Annotated in this window: 16 protein-coding genes; 2 read left to right on the top strand and 14 right to left on the bottom strand. The window is 70.1% G+C overall.

The annotated features are described in order from the left end of the window. Positions 1-441 precede the first annotated feature (441 nt). From OG866_RS43265 to OG866_RS43210, 12 genes are all read right to left on the bottom strand, one after another. Positions 442-1,164, bottom strand: a complete 723-nt coding sequence (locus OG866_RS43265) for a FadR/GntR family transcriptional regulator (RefSeq protein ID WP_329343434.1) — start codon at positions 1,162-1,164, stop codon at positions 442-444. Further along, positions 1,155-2,183 carry an aldo/keto reductase gene (locus tag OG866_RS43260; protein ID WP_329343432.1) on the bottom strand — a complete coding sequence of 343 codons (1,029 nt, stop codon included), beginning with the start codon at positions 2,181-2,183 and terminating at the stop codon, positions 1,155-1,157. Before OG866_RS43260 ends, OG866_RS43265 begins: the two co-directional genes overlap by 10 nt. Positions 2,184-2,236: 53 nt before the next feature. After that, a complete protein-coding gene (locus OG866_RS43255) occupies positions 2,237-3,304 on the bottom strand; it encodes a sugar kinase (RefSeq protein WP_329343430.1) in 1,068 nt (355 codons plus the stop codon). Further along, complete coding sequence (locus OG866_RS43250) at positions 3,301-3,930, bottom strand: bifunctional 4-hydroxy-2-oxoglutarate aldolase/2-dehydro-3-deoxy-phosphogluconate aldolase (protein ID WP_329343428.1); 630 nt, start codon at positions 3,928-3,930, stop codon at positions 3,301-3,303. The genes OG866_RS43255 and OG866_RS43250 overlap by 4 nt, the downstream gene beginning before the upstream one ends. Further along, positions 3,927-4,688 (bottom strand): SDR family oxidoreductase, encoded by a 762-nt coding sequence (locus tag OG866_RS43245; RefSeq protein WP_329343426.1) that lies wholly within the window; start codon positions 4,686-4,688, stop codon positions 3,927-3,929. The genes OG866_RS43250 and OG866_RS43245 overlap by 4 nt, the downstream gene beginning before the upstream one ends. Continuing rightward, positions 4,685-5,728, bottom strand: coding sequence for a zinc-dependent alcohol dehydrogenase (locus tag OG866_RS43240; protein WP_329343424.1), 1,044 nt, complete (start codon positions 5,726-5,728; stop codon positions 4,685-4,687). The genes OG866_RS43245 and OG866_RS43240 overlap by 4 nt, the downstream gene beginning before the upstream one ends. After that, complete coding sequence (locus OG866_RS43235) at positions 5,725-6,156, bottom strand: RbsD/FucU domain-containing protein (RefSeq protein ID WP_329343422.1); 432 nt, start codon at positions 6,154-6,156, stop codon at positions 5,725-5,727. Before OG866_RS43235 ends, OG866_RS43240 begins: the two co-directional genes overlap by 4 nt. Continuing rightward, complete coding sequence (locus OG866_RS43230) at positions 6,147-7,034, bottom strand: amidohydrolase family protein (RefSeq protein ID WP_329343420.1); 888 nt, start codon at positions 7,032-7,034, stop codon at positions 6,147-6,149. The genes OG866_RS43235 and OG866_RS43230 overlap by 10 nt, the downstream gene beginning before the upstream one ends. After that, entirely contained in the window at positions 7,027-8,361 is a 1,335-nt protein-coding gene (locus OG866_RS43225; protein ID WP_329343418.1) for an L-fuconate dehydratase, read from the bottom strand. Before OG866_RS43225 ends, OG866_RS43230 begins: the two co-directional genes overlap by 8 nt. A gap of 116 nt (positions 8,362-8,477) precedes the next feature. After that, on the bottom strand, positions 8,478-9,521 hold the full coding sequence (locus OG866_RS43220; RefSeq protein WP_329343416.1) for an ABC transporter permease: 1,044 nt from the start codon (positions 9,519-9,521) through the stop codon (positions 8,478-8,480). Continuing rightward, entirely contained in the window at positions 9,514-11,076 is a 1,563-nt protein-coding gene (locus OG866_RS43215) for a sugar ABC transporter ATP-binding protein (protein ID WP_329343414.1), read from the bottom strand. Before OG866_RS43215 ends, OG866_RS43220 begins: the two co-directional genes overlap by 8 nt. Before the next feature lie 45 nt (positions 11,077-11,121). Beyond that, a complete protein-coding gene (locus OG866_RS43210) occupies positions 11,122-12,186 on the bottom strand; it encodes a sugar ABC transporter substrate-binding protein (protein ID WP_329343412.1) in 1,065 nt (354 codons plus the stop codon). A 449-nt stretch (positions 12,187-12,635) separates the two neighbouring features. On the opposite strand from OG866_RS43210, the gene OG866_RS43205 reads away from it, so the two are divergent. Further along, positions 12,636-14,867 carry an alpha-L-fucosidase gene (locus tag OG866_RS43205; protein WP_329343410.1) on the top strand — a complete coding sequence of 744 codons (2,232 nt, stop codon included), beginning with the start codon at positions 12,636-12,638 and terminating at the stop codon, positions 14,865-14,867. Positions 14,868-15,203: 336 nt separating this feature from the next. On the opposite strand, the gene OG866_RS43200 is transcribed toward OG866_RS43205, so the two are convergent. After that, positions 15,204-15,656 (bottom strand): hypothetical protein, encoded by a 453-nt coding sequence (locus OG866_RS43200; protein WP_329343408.1) that lies wholly within the window; start codon positions 15,654-15,656, stop codon positions 15,204-15,206. Between the two features lie 220 nt (positions 15,657-15,876). After that, positions 15,877-16,803 carry a LacI family DNA-binding transcriptional regulator gene (locus OG866_RS43195; RefSeq protein WP_329343406.1) on the bottom strand — a complete coding sequence of 309 codons (927 nt, stop codon included), beginning with the start codon at positions 16,801-16,803 and terminating at the stop codon, positions 15,877-15,879. Between the two features lie 103 nt (positions 16,804-16,906). Between OG866_RS43195 and OG866_RS43190 the strand changes: the two genes are divergently transcribed. Beyond that, on the top strand, positions 16,907-17,209 hold the full coding sequence (locus OG866_RS43190) for a hypothetical protein (protein ID WP_329343404.1): 303 nt from the start codon (positions 16,907-16,909) through the stop codon (positions 17,207-17,209). Positions 17,210-17,293 lie beyond the last annotated feature (84 nt).

Genomic DNA, 17,293 nt, shown 5'->3' with positions numbered 1-17,293 from the left:
CCCTGGTCAGGGACAAGAACCATCCCGTTGCCATGCCCTGTCCCCCATCGCCAGCCGGACCAACGGCCGAACGGAACCCCGAACCACTGCACGCCCCGGGCCGGCCACGCAACCACGCCTGGCACCTCATCCCGACGGCGCACGCATCGCCCGCGCATATCGACGGTGCCTGCTTGGCCAGCCTGCGTGAGACGGAGCAATTGGAGGCCGTCGTCGCAGACCCATCCGCTGTGCCGCCACGCTCCGGGTGAGGCTGTCTGACGTCGTCCTGCAACGGGCCACCTGCATGGAATGTCCCGAAATCAACCGGCCGGTCCACCAAGCGTGGACCGGCACGTGGAAGCCGGCCTCGGCGCACGGGTCGCCATCCGCTTCGCGGGCGGACTCGGCGACACCCACTCGCTCACCTATGCCGAGGAGCCGCACTGACTGCGTCGCCCGTCACTCCGGCGTTGTGGCCCCGACATCGAGGGCTTTGCCTGAGCGCAGGTGCTGCCTGAGCCATTGTTCGGTGCTGCTCACGTGCAGCAGTGCGGCGGCCTGGCTGAGGGCGGCGTCACGGCTGGACAGGGCATTGAAGATCGCCTCATGCTCGGCGAGGGTCCGGCCTGCGACCTGGGTGTCGACCAGGCCGCGCCAGATGCGGGCCCGCAGTGTGCGGCCGGAGATGCCTTCCAGGAGGGTGAGGAGGGTCTCGTTGCCGGTCGCCGAGACGACGGCGCGGTGGAAGGCGACGTCGTGGACGTTGAGCTTTTCGACATCGTCACGGGCCTCGCGCATGGCGTCCAAATGCCGCTCCACCTCCGCCAGTTGGGCGTCGGAGATGCGGGTGGCGGCAAGTGCCGTGGCCATCGGTTCGAGGAGCCGCCGTACCTCCATGAGGTCCTGCAAGGCGACCGAGTCGCCTTGCAGGAGTTCCACCGCGCCGCCGAGTCCCTCCAGCAGCAGGCTCGGCTGCAAGCTCGTGACGTACGTGCCGTCGCCCCGGCGGACCTCCAGGACCCGGGCGACGGCCAGCGCCTTGACCGCCTCGCGCGCGAGGTTGCGGGACAGACCCAGCTGAGCCGCCAGGTCCGGCTCCGGGGGGAGCTTCGAGCCGGGCGGCAGCGCGCCTGTGCGGATCAGCTCACGGATCTGATCGATGGCCCTGTCCGTCAGAGACACTGCGAACTCCTCCCGGTGCCGTCCGCGCCGGGCACGTCCGACCTGATCAGTCCTTGGGCCCGTAGGTCGTCCCAGAGGCCTTCAGGGATGTGCTGCTGGTGGAGTTCCACGTTCCGTACGACCTGTTCCGCAGTCCGCATACCGAGGGTGACATTGATGATAGTGGGATGAGTCTGCGGGAACGCGATCGCTGCCGCGGGCAGCGTCGTCCCGTGGGCCGCGCAGATCTCCGCGATCGCCAGGGCGCGGGCGACCAGAGCCGGCGGGGCGTCCTGGTAGTCGTACTTCATGCCCTCGGCGGGCCGGTCGCGGGAGAGCAGTCCCGAGTTGAACACGCCGACGGCCACCACGCTCTTGCCGAGTTCCTCGGCGGCGGGCAGGACGTCGTCCAGGGCCGACTGGTCGAGGAGGGTGTAGCGGCCGGCGAGCATCACCACGTCGGCGGCGGTCTCGCGCAGGAAGCGGGCGAGCATGGCCGACTGGTTCATGCCGACGCCGATCGCGCCGATCACGCCCTGGTCGCGAAGATCCGCCAGAGCGGGCATGGCCTCCTCGGCAGCCTGCCGCCAGTGGTCGTCGGGGTCGTGCAGGTAGATCATGTCCAGCCGGTCGAGGCCGGTCCTGACCAGCGTGGCCTCGATGGACCGCAGGACGCCGTCCCGGCTGAAGTCCCACTGGCGGCGCAGGTCGTCCCGTACGACGAAGCCCTCGCTGTCGACGCCCCGTGGGTGCTCGTTGGGCACGAGCAGCCGGCCGACCTTGGAGGAGACGACGTACTCGGCACGGGGCCGCCGGCGCAGGGCGCCGCCCAGGCGCAGCTCGGACAGGCCGAGGCCGTAGTGCGGGGCCGTGTCGAAGTAGCGGATACCGGCGTCCCAGGCGGCCTCGATCGCCCCGGTCGCGTCCTCGGCGGGGGTGACGCGGTACAGGTTGCCGATCACGGATGCCCCGAAGCCGAGTTCGGTCAGCTCCACAGGGGTGTTCGCGATCTTCCGGCGTCCGGTGGTCCGATGTCTCAACTGCGCTCCTAGCGACTACGGGGGGCGGGTGATGCGGGCCTTTCAGGGGTGGATCAGCGTCTGACGGCGGCCGAACCGTCGGCCAGGAGCGCCTCGACCTCCGCGAGCGAGGCCATGGAGACGTCTCCGGGGGTGGTCATGGTGAGGGCGCCGTGCGCGGTGCCGTAGGCGAGGGCCCGCTCCAGGCCGGCGGGGGTCGGCGGCCCCGGCCAGTCGTCCTCACCGGTCAGCAGAGCGTGGATGAGACCGGCGGCGAAGCCGTCGCCGGAGCCGATGCGGTCCAGGACGTGCAGGCCGGGCATCCGGGGGCCGGTGACCAGGCCGGTCCCGGGAGACCAGGCGGCCGACGCCCAGTCGTTGACGCCCGCCGAGGGGACTGCGCGCAGGGAGGTCGCCAGCACGGCAGCCGTCGGCACGAGGCGCGCGACCTCGGCGAGTACGTCTGCCACCTCGTCGGGACGGACCCGCACGTCACCCGGGCGCGGGCCGGCCAGGCCCAGGGCACCCACCAACACGTCGGCGTGCCGGGCGAGCCGCAGATCGACCTCGCGGGCCCGGTCGGCGCCCCCTCGGCCCGCCCACAGGCTGGGGCGGTAGTTCGGGTCGTAGGAGACCGTGACGCCGTGGCGGCGGGCCGCGGCCATCGCCTCGTCCGCGACGTCCACGGTGGTGTCCGACAGGCCGGCGAAGATGCCACCGGTGTGGAACCAGCGCGGTCCGGCGGCGAAGACCGCGTCCCAGTCGATGTCACCCTTGGCCAGCTGGGAGACGGCCGTGTGCGCGCGGTCGCTGACACCGAACGCGCCGCGTATGCCGAAGCCGCGCTCGACGAAGTTGAGGCCGTTGCGGGCGGTGCGGCCGATGTCGTCGTCGGGCACCCAGCGGATCAGCGAGGTGTCGACTCCGCCCTGGAGGATCAGGTCCTCGACCAGCCGGCCCACGGCGTTGTCGGCCAGGGCGGTCACCACGGCCGTGCGCAACCCGAAGCAGCGGCGGAGACCGCGGACGACGTTGTACTCACCGCCGCCCTCCCAGACCTGGAAGGTGCGGGCAGTGCGGATGCGGCCCTCGCCCGGGTCGAACCGCAGCATGACCTCGCCGAGGGCCACCACGTCGGTCACGGCAGACTCCTTTCGACGGCCTCGGCGGTGAGCCGGCGGATTTCCCCGTAGTCTCCCCGTTTCAGGTGCGCGGCGGTCGCCATCCAGCTGCCGCCGACGGCGAGGACCGCCGGCTCGGCGAGATAGCCGGCCAGCAGGCCGGCGCCGATCCCGCCGGTCGGCACGAAGCGCGCCTGCGGGAACGGCGCCGCCAGTGCCCGCAGAGTCCGCAGGCCGCCGAGGGCTTCGGCGGGGAAGAGCTTGACCGTGCGCACGCCTGCCCGCAGGGCACGCATCAGCTCGGTGGCGGTGGCGACGCCCGGCAGCACCGGCACGTCCAACTCCCGGCACTTCTCGACGACTTCCTCACTGAAGCCGGGAGAGACCACGAAGCGGGCACCGGCCGCCACGGCCCGCTCCGCCTGCTCGGCGGTGAGGACGGTGCCGACGCCGACCGTGAGTCCGCCGTGCGCAGCCATCGCCTTGACCACCTGCTCGGCGTCCCGGGTGCGGAAGGTGACCTCGGCGCACCCGGCGCCGCCCGAGGCGAGCGCGTCGGCCAGCGAGGCGGCCGTGCCGGCGTCCGGCACGGTCAGTACCGGCATGACGCGGGCGCCTGCCAGGACGGGGGCGAGGTCGGCGGTCATCGGCCGAGCCATCCGCCGTCGACGGGCAGGATGACGCCGTGGAGGTAGGCGGCGGCGTCCGAGGCCAGGAACACCGTGACGCCTGCCAGATCGTCGGCGCTGCCCCAGCGGCCGGCCGGGATGCGGTCCAGGATCGCCTTGCTGCGCACCGGGTCGTCCTGGAGGGCCTGGGTGTTGTCGGTGGCTATGTAGCCCGGGGCGATGGCGTTGACGTTGACGCCCCGCGCGGCCCACTCGTTGGCCAGCGCCTTGGTCAGGCCGGCGACACCGTGCTTGGCGGCGGTGTAGCCGGGGACGGTGATGCCGCCCTGGAAGCTGAGCAGTGACGCCGTGAAGATGATCTTCCCCTGGCCGCGTGCCACCATCGCCCCACCGACCGCACGGGAGAGGGCGAACTGCGCGTTGAGGTTGACCTGGAGCACCAAGTCCCAGTCGGTGTCCGGGTGTTCGGCGGCCGGGGCGCGGCGGATGGTGCCCGCGTTGTTGACCAGGATGTCCACCGGCCGCTCGCGTCCGGCGAGGTCCGCGCCCAGGGCCCGTACGGCCTCGGGGTCGGCGAAGTCGGTGCGGATCGCCTCGAAGGTACGGCCCGCGGCGACGACGTCCTTCTCCACCGCGCTGCCGGACGCCTCCAGGCCGGCGCTGACGCCGATGACGTCCGCGCCGGCCTCGGCGAGCGCGCGGGCCATGGCGCGGCCGATGCCGCGCCGGGCTCCGGTGACGACGGCGAGCTTTCCGGTGAGGTCGAAGGCGTTCATACGGCCGCTCCCTGAGCGTCGTCGGTGCAGTCCACGAGGATCTTCATCACGTCGCCGCCGCCCTCCAGGGCCTCGAAGGCGGCCGGCGCCTGCGTGAGGGGTACGACCTTGCTGATCAGCCGCTCGGCCGGGATCGTGCCGTCGGCGACCAGGGCGACGGCGTTCTCGAAGTCGGAGCGGTCGTACAACCGGGCTCCGACGAGGGTGAGTTCGCGCCAGAAGAAGCGGTGCAGGTTGATCTCGCGGGGCCGCGGGTGGATGGCCACGAGACACAGCCGGCCGCGTACGCCCAGCACCTCGACCGCCGTTTCCACCCCACCGGCCGCGCCGGACACCTCGAAGGCGACGTCGGCGCCCGCGTCCCCGGTCCACTCGCCGACCAGCTTGGTCACGTCGTCCGCGGCGGGATTCCAGGCGGTGAGGCCCAACTCCTCGGCGAGCAGACGGCGGTGGGCGCTGAGTTCCGCGACGCGGACGTCGGCGCCCGCGGCCCGGGCGACCAGCGCGATCAGGATGCCGACCGGGCCGCCGCCGACCACGACGACCTTCTCGCCCTCGCGGATCCCGGCCCGGCCCACGTCGTGCACGGCGACCGCGGTCGGCTCGACGAGCGCTGCCCGGTCGAGGGGAAGGGTGTCGGGCAGCCGGATGAGTGTCGAGGCGGGCACGGTCCAGCGCTGCTGCATCGCGCCCGGGGAGTCGATGCCGATGAAGTCCAGGTGCTGGCAGATGTGTTGATGGCCCGCCTGGCAGGCCGGGCAGGTGCCGTCCCAGCGCAGCGGCATGACGGTGACCGCGTCACCGGGTGCCCAGCCCGTCACGTCCGGTCCCACCCGGACGACACGGCCGGACATCTCGTGCCCGAGCACGGCGGGCGCGGCGACCCGGGCGTCCATGTCACCGTGGAAGATGTGCAGGTCGGTGCCGCAGATGCCGACGTAGGCGGGGGCCAGTTCGACCTCGCCGGGCCCGGGAGGCGGGTTCTCGGAGGTGGCGGTGTCAAGGGAGCGCGCGGCGATGTAGCGCACGGCAAGCGTCATGTCAGGGTCCCTTCAGCGCGGACGCCGATGGTCAGCAGCAGGTTGGCGTAGGTACGGGTGTCGGCGGTGACGATCGCCAGCGCCAGGTCGGGGGAACGGGCGGCGTCGTAGAACTCGAAGCGTCCGAGGGTGCCGAGCGGGGCGGGCGCCAGCATCGAGCGGTACTCGGCGATGGCGGGCGGCTCCGGTTCGCCCTCGGGGGGCACCATCACCTGGGCCGACTCGACGGGCAGGGCGCTCAGCAGGACGTCGAGCACGGTGGTGACGTCGAGCAGTCCGGGGGCCAGGTTGAGGTGGACGGTCCGGGCGCGTGCACCGGTGGCGGTGCTCGCGGGGTAGTGGCCGTCGGCGAGCAGCACCCGGGCCCCGTGGCCGGCTCCGGCCAGCGCTTCGAGGATGCCGGGGTGCAGCAGGCGGGTCAGGAGCATGACGTCTCCTCCTTCAGACGGTAGAAATCGGTGGCGGTGCCGGCGAGGATCGCGTCGGTCTCGGCGACGGAGCAGCCGGCCAGGAGCTCCTCGACGGTGGCGGCCCACCGGTTCCAGCCGCCCGCGAGTACGCAGACCGGCCAGTCCGAGCCGAACATCAGCCGGTCGGCGCCGAAGGCGGGGAGCAGGACGTCCCACACCGGGCGGATGTCGTCGATCGTCCATCTATGGTGGTCGGCTTCCGTGATCAGCCCAGACACCTTGCACCGCACGTGGGGGTTGCCGGCCAGAACGCGGATCTTCCGCTCCCAGCCGGACAGACCGTGGCGGCCGACAGGAGGCTTGCCCGCGTGGTCCAGGACCAGGGGCAGGTCCGGGAAGCGCTGGGCGAGGCGGATCGCCTGGGGAAACTGGTGGTCGCGGATGAGTACGTCGTAGCCGAGACCTCTGTCCCGCAGGGCCCGCAACCCCCGCTCGACGGCCGGATGTTGCAGCCACGCCGGGTCGGACTCGCCCTGCACGATGTGCCGCAGGGCCCGCAGGTGTCCGCCGCCGGGCCCGGCGAGCAGGGTGTCGAGTACGTCACCGATCGCGGGCGAGGTGAGGTCCGCCCAGCCGACGACGGCGCCGATCAGTGGGTCCTGGCCCGCGAGGACCAGCAGTTCCTGAGTCTCGGAGACGGAGGTCACGCACTGGACGAGCACGGCGGACGTCAACCGCCGTCCGGCGAGCGGCCGGGTCGCGTCCCGTCGCAGGTCGTCGACGCCGTAGGTCCGGCGAATCGACTCGTGACCCGGCTCGTCCAGCCAGGGCTGGGGGCGGTGGTCGAGGTTCCACACGTGGTGGTGCGAGTCGACCAGGGGGAGCACGTCAGACACGGGCGGACCAGACGGGGCCGTCGGGGTAGGTGTACTCCTTGAGGGACTCGGGGTGCATCTGGGCGCTCAGTCCGGGCAGGGTCGGTGCGAGGTAGTGGCCGCCGGCGAGGCGCACCGGGTCGACGAAGTGCTCGTGCAGGTGGTCGACGTACTCGATGACCCGGTCCTCGGTGGTGGCGGAGACGGCGACGTAGTCGAACATCGACAGGTGCTGGACCATCTCGCACAGGCCGACGCCGCCGGCGTGCGGGCAGACCGGGACGCCGTACTTGGCGGCGAGCAGCAGGATCGCGATGTTCTCGCCCACGCCGCCGACCCGCGCGGAGTCGATCTGCACGATGTCCACCGCCCCGGCCTGCAACAGCTGCTTGAACACGACCCGGTTGGCGATGTGTTCGCCGGTGGCGACTTTGATGGGGCTGACGGCCTTGCGGACGGCGGCGTGGCCAAGGATGTCGTCGGGTGAGGTGGGCTCCTCGATCCAGTACGGGTCGTAGGGGGCCAGGGCACGCATCCAGTCGATGGCGGGCTGGACGTCCCATCTCTGGTTGGCGTCCACCGCGATGCGGATGTCCGGTCCGACGGTCTCGCGGGCCGTGCGCATGCGCCGTACGTCGTCCTGAAGGTCCGCGCCGACCTTCAGCTTGATCTGGGTGAAGCCGTCCGTCACGGCCTCGCGGGCGAGGCGGGCGAGCTTCTCGTCGGAGTAGCCGAGCCAGCCGGGGGTGGTGGTGTAGGCGGGATAGCCGCGCTCCAGCAGACGGGCCATGCGCTCCTCGCGGCCGGGTTCGGCGCGCTTGAGGATCTCCAGGGCCTCCTGGGGGGTGAGGGCGTCGGACAGCCAGCGGAAGTCGACCTGGGCGACCAGGTTCTCGGGCGACATCTCGCCGAGGAAGCGCCAGACGGGCTTGCCGGCCCGCTTGGCGGCCAGGTCCCAGGCGGCGTTGACGACCGCGCCGGTCGCCATGTGGATGGCGCCCTTCTCCGGTCCCAGCCAGCGCAGTTGGGGGTCGTGGACCAGGGAGCGGGAGAACGCGCCGAGGTCACCGCAGACCTCGTCGACCGTGCGGCCCACCACGAACGTGGCGAGGGCCGCGATGGCGGCGGCCTGCACGTCGTTGCCACGGCCGGTGGTGAAGGCCAGGGCATGGCCCTCAAGACCGTCGCCCGCGTCGGTGCGCAGGACGACGTAGGCGGCCGAGTAGTCGGGCTCGGGGTTCATTGCGTCCGAACCGTCCAGGTGCTCGGACGTGGGGAATCGTACGTCGAGGACGTCCAGGGCGGTGATACGGGCGGACGCCGACGGAGGGGACACAACGGTGGACATGGCAGCTCCTGGGAGGACAGGGGCGAACGGCCCCTGCGACGAGGTGGGGAACGACGGAGGAGGTCCGGCGGCCGTGTGGTCACGTCACGCGTGGATCCGCGCCGGCCGCACGGAGGTCACTCCTGGACCTTGCCGCCCGTGATGCGCGAGATCATCAGTGCGACGAGGATGATCAGGCCGTTGAGGGCGCCGATCCACTGGGCGGGGACACCCGCCAGGGTGAGCACGTTCTGGATCATGAAGAGCAGCAGGATGCCGCTGAAGGCGCCGAACATGGTGCCCTTGCCGCCGTTGAGGCTGATCCCGCCGATGACGGCGGCGGCGAAGACGGTGAAGATGTAGCCGTTGCCCTGCGCGGAGGCGACCGAGGCCAGCCGCCCGGACAGCAGCAGTCCGGCGAGGGCGGCGAGCACGCTGCCGGTGACGATGACGATCCACAGCACCCGGTCGGTGCGGATGCCGGCCGCTTTCGCGGCGTCGACGTTGCCGCCGATGGCGTACAGCGAGCGGCCGAAGCTGGTCCAGCCGAGTACGACGATGGCCACGGCGAACAGGGTGAGGCAGAGCCAGATGGAGGCGGGCATCCCGAACCATTCGGCCGTGCCCAGGTAGAGCATCGACTCCGGCAGCTGGAAGAAGGTCTGGCCGCCGGAGATGCCGGTCAGGACACCGCGCAGGACGATCAGCATGCCGAGGGTGACGATGAAGCCGTTGAGGCCGAAGCGGATGATCAGCAGAGCGTTGATGACGCCGACCAGCGCGCCCACGGCCAGGGTGACCGGGATCGCCCAGGCGCCGGGGAGGAGCCCGAGGCCGTGTCCGGCACCGGTGGGTACGACGAGCCAGGCCGCGACGCCGGGCGCGAGGCCCATGGTGGACTCGAGCGACAGGTCCATCTTCTTGACGATCAGGACCATGGCCTGGGCGAGGACCAGCAGGGCGATCTCGGACATCGTCTGGAGGACGTTGATGAGGTTGTCGGCCTGGAGGAAGACGGGGTTGACGATCTGCCCGACGATCGCGATGACGACGATCGCGGGGACGAGGGCGAGGTCGCGCAGCCGGGCCAACGGTATCCGGCCGCCGAACAGCGCGGTCCGCCTGGCCTCGGGCTCCTTGGCCTCGGGGGCGGAGGTGTCCGCGAGGACGGTCTCAGGCATGAAGGTCCACTCCTTCCATCGCGGCCACGAGGTCGTGGTCGTGCCAGCCGCGGGCGATCTCTGAGGTCACTCGGCCCTGGAACATCACCAGGACCCGGTCACACATGCGCAGGTCGTCGAGCTCGTCGGAGGCGATGAGCACCCCGGTGCCGGCGTCCGCGGTCTCCTCGACCTTGCCGAGGAGGAACTCCTTGGAGCGCACGTCCACGCCCGCGGTCGGGTTGATCAGCACCAGCAGCTTCGGATCGTCGGCGAGGGCGCGGGCCATGACGACCTTCTGCTGGTTGCCCCCGGACAGCGCGGAGACGGGCAGTTCGGGGCCGGGTGTCTTGATCGCCAGGTTCTCGATCATGCCCTCGGCGAGCCGGTCCCGGCTCCGCCTGCTGAGGAACCCGTTCTGCCCGAGCCGGTGGGGCACGGACAGGGTCGCGTTGTCCGCGATCGACATGTCGGGCACGAAGCCCTGGTGGTGCCGGTCCTGGGGGACGAAGCCGGCGCCGGCGGCCAGGGCGGCCGGCACGCTGCCCGGGCGGGGCCGCCGCCCGGCGACCGCGACCTGTCCCCCGTCGGCGGCCCGCAGTCCTACGACGGTCTCGGCGACCTCGGTACGACCGCTGCCGGCCGCCCCCGCGAGTCCGACGATCTCCCCGGCGCCCACCTCGAAGGTGACGCCGTCGTAGGCGTCGCCGCGCAGGTCACTGACGCTCAGTGCCGGCGTCGCGTCGGCGTCCAGGGAACTCGTCCGTTCCTGGCGCAGACCGGCCGCCGTCTCGCCGGTCATGGCGCCGACGAGTTCGGTCCGGGGCAGCTCGGTGACGGGCGCGGTCAGGATGTGCCGGGCGTCCCGGAACACCGTCACCATGTCGCAGATCTCGTAGACCTCTTGGAGATGGTGGCTGATGAACAGGAAGGTCACGCCCTGGCGTTGCAGATCGCGGATCCGGTCGAAGAGCCGGTTGATCGCCGCGCCGTCGAGCTGGGCGGTGGGTTCGTCGAGGATGATGAACCGCGCCCCGAAGGACAGCGCGCGGGCGATCTCGACGAACTGCCGCTGTTCGACGCCGAGTTCACCCGCCGGGGTCTGCGGGTCGACGTCCACGGACCAGGTGGACAGCAGGTCTGCGGCTTGTCGGCGTACGCCCTGCCAGCTGATCAGCCTGCTGCGGCCGCGGCCGTGCCGGTTCAGGAAGAGGTTCTCGGCCACGGTCAGGGTGGGGATGATCGTCGACTTCTGGTAGACGCAGGCCACGTTGCGGCGCCAGGCGTCGCGGTCCGTGATCCGGGGGGCCGGGGCGCCGCCGAAGGTGACCGTTCCCTCGTCCGGGGCCTGAAGTCCGGTGAGGACGGACACCAGAGTCGACTTGCCCGCTCCGTTGCGGCCGACGAGCGCGTGGGTCTCGCCGGGCCTGATGGTGATCCGGACTCCGTTCAGGGCCACCGTCGGACCGAATCGTTTCACAATGCCCGTCGCCTCGACGACGGGCGGGCCGACAGGGGCCCGTCCGTCGTCCGCCGGGGCGGGCGCGGGGCTGACTGTTGGCTCCCCGTCGCTCATCTCAACCGCCTTGTATGCGAGTGTCTTGAAATACCTGGCAGGGCATCAGTTGAGGTTGTTGCCCCACAGGGACGTGTCGTCGCTCTTCACGCTCGGCACTCCGCCGTAGGTGCCGCCGTCGGCGGTGACCAGCGGGGCGGACAACTGGTCCTCCAGCAGGCCGTCGCGGACCTGGATGATGGTGCTGTCGTGGTCGGTCTTGCCGGGCTTGAAGCTCTTCCCGTCGATCGCGGCCTTCAGGTAGTACAGGGCGTACTTGGCGTAGAGGTCGGCCGGCTGGGAGACGGTGGCGTCGACCTTGCCCGCGGCGATGTCCTTGAGTTCCTCGGGGATGCCGTCGTTGGAGACCACGAACACGTGCTTGTTGTCCTTCGGGTCCACCAGCAGACCCTTCTGCTTCAGGACCTGGAGCGTGCCGGACAGGGCGAAGCTGGACTGCATGTAGACGCCCTTGATGTCCGGGTGCTGGGTCAGCCGCGTCTGGAGCTTCTGCGCGGCGACCGCGCCGTCCCAGTTGGTGGCCTCACCGAACACCGTGATGTCCGGGTAGTTCTTCTTCATGCACTCGTTGAACGCCTCGGTGCGGTCACGGCCGTTGATGGAGTCGAGGCCACCCTGGAGCATGACGACCTTGCCCTTGCCGCCGAGCTTGGTGCCGAGGTACTGGCACGCCTTCTCGCCGTACGCGCGGTTGTCGGCGCGCACGACCATGTAGACCTTGCCGCTGTCGGGGCGGGTGTCGACGGTGACGACCGGGATCTTCTTCGCCTCCAACTGCGCCAGGGTGGGCGCGATGGCGGCGGTGTCCTGCGGGGCCATGGCGAGGCCCTTCACGCCCTGGCTGATGAACGTCTGCGCGTTGGCGGTCAACTTGGCGACGTCGTTCTGCGAGTTCGTGGTCTTGAGCGAGAGACCGAGCTCCTTGGCGTACTCCGGCGTGTACTTGATGTACGAGTTCCAGAAGTCGGTGTCGGAACGGGGGTAGTCCACGCCGACCAGGGCCGCGCCGTCGCTCGACGCGGTGGCGCCGCCGGATCCGCCGCAGGCGGTGAGCAGAGCCAGTGCGGCGAGCGTGGCAGCGGCGGAACAGAGGGTGGTTCTGACTCTCATCGGTAGGTCCTCACGCTGGTCCCGTAGCGGGAGATGTTTCACGTAGGCGGCAACTGTCTGTCATCGCCTCGGAGAGATGGGATGTATATATAGATGCTTAGTCGAGCCCTGTCCAGCCTCCCGACCACATCGCCACATAACCCCAGTTAGACGCCTTGCCAACGATCTGTAATTTCGGGGTCACAGCAAATGCATCCCATCAATCATGGCCGGTCCGTGACGGGATCCGGCCGCGCATGGTCGGCGAGACATGCCATGTTTCGAAGGGGAGCAATCGGTCGAAGCCGTAACAGACGTGGTGAATCCTCTTGCCGACTACCGCTTTTCATCCCTGCACTACCGTTGACACACCGGTGCCACATGGTCGAACTTCGTCCGTAACACCCGGCGCCCCAGACCCCCTGAGTGCTGCGCCGGCCCCTGTCTCTCCTCCGTACCAGGGATGTCCCATGTCGAGTTCGATCAACAGACGCCAGTTCCTGGCCGGCGCCACCTGCGTCGCAGCGGCCGCCGTGGCGGGCGGCGGCTTCGGTGCCGGCCTCGCGCAGGCGGCTCCGAGTACCTACACACCCGACTGGAACTCGGTCGACCAGCACCCGCCGGCCCCGGAGTGGTTCCAGGACGCCAAGTTCGGCATCTACTTCCACTGGGGTGCCTTCAGCGTCCCCGCGTACGACAACGAGTGGTACCCGCGCAACATGTACGCGAGCGGCAGCAACGCCAACAAGCACCACATCACGACCTACGGCCAGCCCTCGGCATGGCCGTACCACAACTTCATCAACGGGGCTCAGGACCTTGCGGGCAACACCGTCAAGTTCGCCCCGAAACTGAAGTCGGCGGGCGGCAACTTCGACCCCGACGAATGGGCGCAGCTGTTCGTCGACGCCGGCGCGAAGTTCGCCGGACCCGTGGCCGAGCACCACGACGGCTTCTCCATGTGGGACAGCCAGGTCAACGAGTGGAACTCGGTCGACAAGGGCCCGGGGCTGAACCTGCTACAGCTGTTCACCACGGCCATCCGCGCCAAGAACCTCAAGCTGCTGGTGGCCATGCACCACGCGTACCACTACAACGGCTTCTACCAGTACGTCCCCGCCCAGACCGACCCCAGCCTCAAGAAGCTCTACGGGCAGCTGGGCTCGACGGCGGAGAACCAGCTCTGGTACGACAAGCTCAAGGAGGTCATCGACCGCGCCCAACCCGACATCCTGTGGCAGGACTTCAAGCTGGACGCCGTCGACGAGACGCAGCGGCTGAACTTCCTGGCGTACTACTACAACCAGGCCAGCAGCTGGGGCCGCGAGGTCGTCGCCACCTACAAGGACGGCATGAACGGCAAGGGCGAGGTCTTCGACTACGAGCGGGGCGGCCCGGCCGACCTCACCACCCCGTACTGGCTGACCGACGACAGCATCTCCAGCAGCAGTTGGTGCTACACCCAGGGCATCGGCTACTACAGCATCCAGCAGATGCTGCACTCGTTCATCGACCGGGTCAGCAAGAACGGCAACATGCTGCTGAACATCGCGCCGATGGCCGACGGCACCATCCCGCAGACGCAGAAGAACATCCTGCTCGGCATCGGCGACCACCTGAAACGCTTCGGTGAGTCGATGTACTCGACCCGCGCGTGGACCACGTACGGCGAAGGGCCGACGAAGATGGGCGGCGGCGCGTTCACCACGCCGACGGCCGGTACCGCGCAGGACATCCGCTTCACCCGCAGCAAGGCGAACACCGTCCTGTACGCCACCGTCCTCGGCTGGCCCGGCAGTTCACTGACGATCAAGACCCTGAACTCGGACCGGATCAACCTCTCGTCACTGACCTCGGTCAAGCTCCTCGGCTCCACAGCCGGCACCTACATCGACCTGCCCACTCCCACCCAGAGCGCCTCCGGACTGACCGTCACCCTGCCGTCCTCGGCGCCCTACACCGCGGGCGCCTACGTCCTGAAGCTCGCCTTCTCCGGCACCATTCCGGGCCTGCGGCCGCTGTCCGGTGCCGTCGGCTTCACCGACGTCAACTACTCCGGCAGAGCCGGCGTGCTCGCCCTCGGCGACTACACCGCGGACGACCTGACGGCGGCGGGACTGGGTACGGACAGCCTCTCCTCCCTCCGTCTGGCCCCCGGCCACCAGGTGATCGGCTACTCCGGGGACAACTTCACCGGCACCTCCTGGACCTTCACCGCCGACAACCCCGACCTGCGGGTGACCGGCAACAACGACGCGGTCACCTCGCTGAAGGTGCAGTTCAACCCGTCGACGTACTTCCGGATCACCAACGTCACCGACGGGCTGGCCCTGGACAGCGGCGGCAACGTCGCATCGGGATCCAACCTGAAGCAGTGGACGTGGGACGGCAGTTCCAACCTCCAGTGGCAGGCGGTGGAGGTCGGCGGCGGCTACTACAAGCTGGTCAACCGCACCAACGGCATGGTCGCCGACGGCTGGGGCGCCACCGCCGACGGCACCGCCGCCCGGCAGGCGGCCTGGAACGGCGGTACCAACCAGCAGTGGACCATCACCCACCGGGGCGACGGCCGCTACTCGATCGCCAACCGCACCACCGGCCTGGTCCTGGACGGCGGCGGCGACGTCACGTCGGGCTCGATCACCAAGCAATGGGCCTACGGCAGCAGCACCAACCTGCTGTGGACCCTCACGGCACTCTGAGCGACGCTGGTTCTCTCCCACACCGGGGGCGGTGGGAGAGAACCGCCATCCGCTTCGCGGGATCCCCTCGTACACGGCAACGGGGGTCCAGCCCTCAGCCGTCCCACACCGGAACTTCGAGACCACGCTGGATCAGGAAATCCCGTGTCATCGGCTCCGGCAGACCCAGCGACCGCTCAAGGAGCAGGCTGGACACAGGTGGTGTTCTCACTGAGGGCGGCCGTGGGCAGAGAGGCAGGGCGCCGGTCGCGGTATGCGCCGGTCAGGACGGACTGGATACGCGGCACGCGCTCGGCGAAGTCGTCCGGATCCAGTGCCCGTTGACCAGCCACTCGCTCAGCGCCATCGCCGCAGCGCCGGTGAGGAAATCCGCCACCTCACCCGCGATCCGTTCGTCGAGGTCGCCGAAAAGCCGCCGGACGCCACCCAGCCGTTCTGGTCGAGTCGGACGTGGTGCTTGATCTGCCCGTACTCGAAGCGCGCCAGGTCCCTCATACCCAGCCAGGCGAGGAAGGCGCGAGCGTCTCGTCCCCGGACCACGACCTTGTGCAGGCTGGACCAGTCGCCGAGGTAGCAGGAGGTGACGTGCGCGGCGCTCTCGTCGACCCAGCCGGTGTACTCGAGGGGCGACAGGGTCTGCGCGAAGTGGCCGAACGCGCCAATGGTGTTGCTCTCCTCCTGGGCCGCTGCGGCGGGGCTGAAGCATGCCGGCCGCTCGGCGATGAAGGGAGCGTCTTTCAGCCGCAGGACCGTTTCGTAAGTGCTGCGCTGCACTTCGCCTATGTCCACAGGTGATCCTCCTGCTCATGGGCTCCGCGTCGACTTGTCCGGTGACCCGGCCCGGTTCGGTCGCAGCAGATGCGCGACACGCAACAACCCGTCGATGGGCGTCCGTCGGGCGGGGACTGATCTGAAGGCAATGACTTTCCGCCGACGCCCGGCGGACCGGGCGGCGTCGAGCACCGAAGGCGGCATTGCGACGCGCCGCTCGGCGGCAGCTACACGGCAGTCACACCGAGGCGCGGACCACGACCTGGCCGGGCACCGGCGCCAGGCCTTCCGGGTCCAGGCCGAGGGCGGTCCGGGCGGCGATCCGTCCGAGGATCTCGGCGTCGATGTGGACGGTGGTGAGGGCGGGCGTCGACAGAGAGCCGTGCTCGGTCTCATCGAAGCCGATCACGGCGACATCCTCCGGCACGCGCCGCCCGAGGTCACGCAGGGCTGTCAGGGTGCGCAGCGCGATGTCGTCGTCGAAGGCGGCGACGGCGGTCACGTCCGGGTGCGCCGCCAGGAACGCCTCGACGGCGGCGGCGCCGGCCTCTCTGGGCCGCGGGACGACGAAACGCTCCAGCGCCGGGAGCCCGAGGCGCCGGGCAGCCTCCTGAGAGAAGCCAAGGCGGGCCTCGGTCAGCGGGAAGTCATGGTCGGGCATCGCCATCGCGATCCGGGTGTGTCCCCGCTCGGCGAGGTAGCCGATCTGTAGGGCGGCGTTGGCGGCGAATCCGTTCTCCCAGTCCTCCTCGATGGGCTCGTGCCCTTGCATGTAGACCTCGCCGAGCCGGAGCACGGCCCGGGGCGCGATGGCGTCGAGGATCTTCTGCGTGGCCTCGGGTGCCGCGTGTCCGTGGCGGACGAGGAGGACGTGGTCGTGTTCGGCCAGTTCCTCGTCCAGGCCCCGGACGTAGCTGTGGGAGAAGTTGCCCTCCAGTCCGCGGTCGACGTGGAGCACGACGATGCGCGAAGCTCCCTCGCGCAGCGCGCGGGCGATCCCGTGCACGACGTATCCCAGTTCGTGGGCGGCCTCCAGGACCCGCTCCCGGGTCGCCTCGGAGATGGTCTGCCGCGGGTCGTCGTTCAGGACGAAGCTCACCGTGGCCCGCGACACGCCAGACGCCTTGGCCACGTCGTTCAACGTCACCCGGCCTGAACGGCCCATGCCGGCACACTCCCTCTCCGTCGGACTGCGCACACCGCCCACGAGCAGTGTCACCAAGCGGTGTCAAGGCTCTAGAACGATTAAGTGCTGAGGGACAGCCTACGTGACCAGATCGATCCAGTTCCGGGCAGTCATGGAAACCCGGCGCCGCGCCGTGGCTGCCGGAGGGGGCGCGTCCGAATACGCGGGGCTGTTGTCGCTCGCCCGGGTCGACGGCGACTACGCGACCCGGGCGAGCGAGGTGTACGTCGTCTGGGGCGAGCACCCACGTCCGGGCACCCGACCGGCGCCGACCGGCGCCGACCTGGGGTTCCCCGCTTCCCCCGCATCCGCGCGACGGTGCAGCCCGCGCCGTACGACGATCACCCGCGACGACGGTGGTGGCGCGGCGCGGGGGTGTGCGTAGCAGCACGATCGCGGTGAGCGCGGCCAGCAACAGCAAGGAGGCACTGACGACGAGGCAGACGCGCAGACCGTCCAGGTAGGACTC

The organism is Streptomyces sp. NBC_00663, from assembly GCF_036226885.1.
GTDB lineage: Bacteria > Actinomycetota > Actinomycetes > Streptomycetales > Streptomycetaceae > Streptomyces.
Note: the sequence above shows the minus strand (reverse complement) of the source record. Positions and strands in the feature narration are given on the sequence as shown.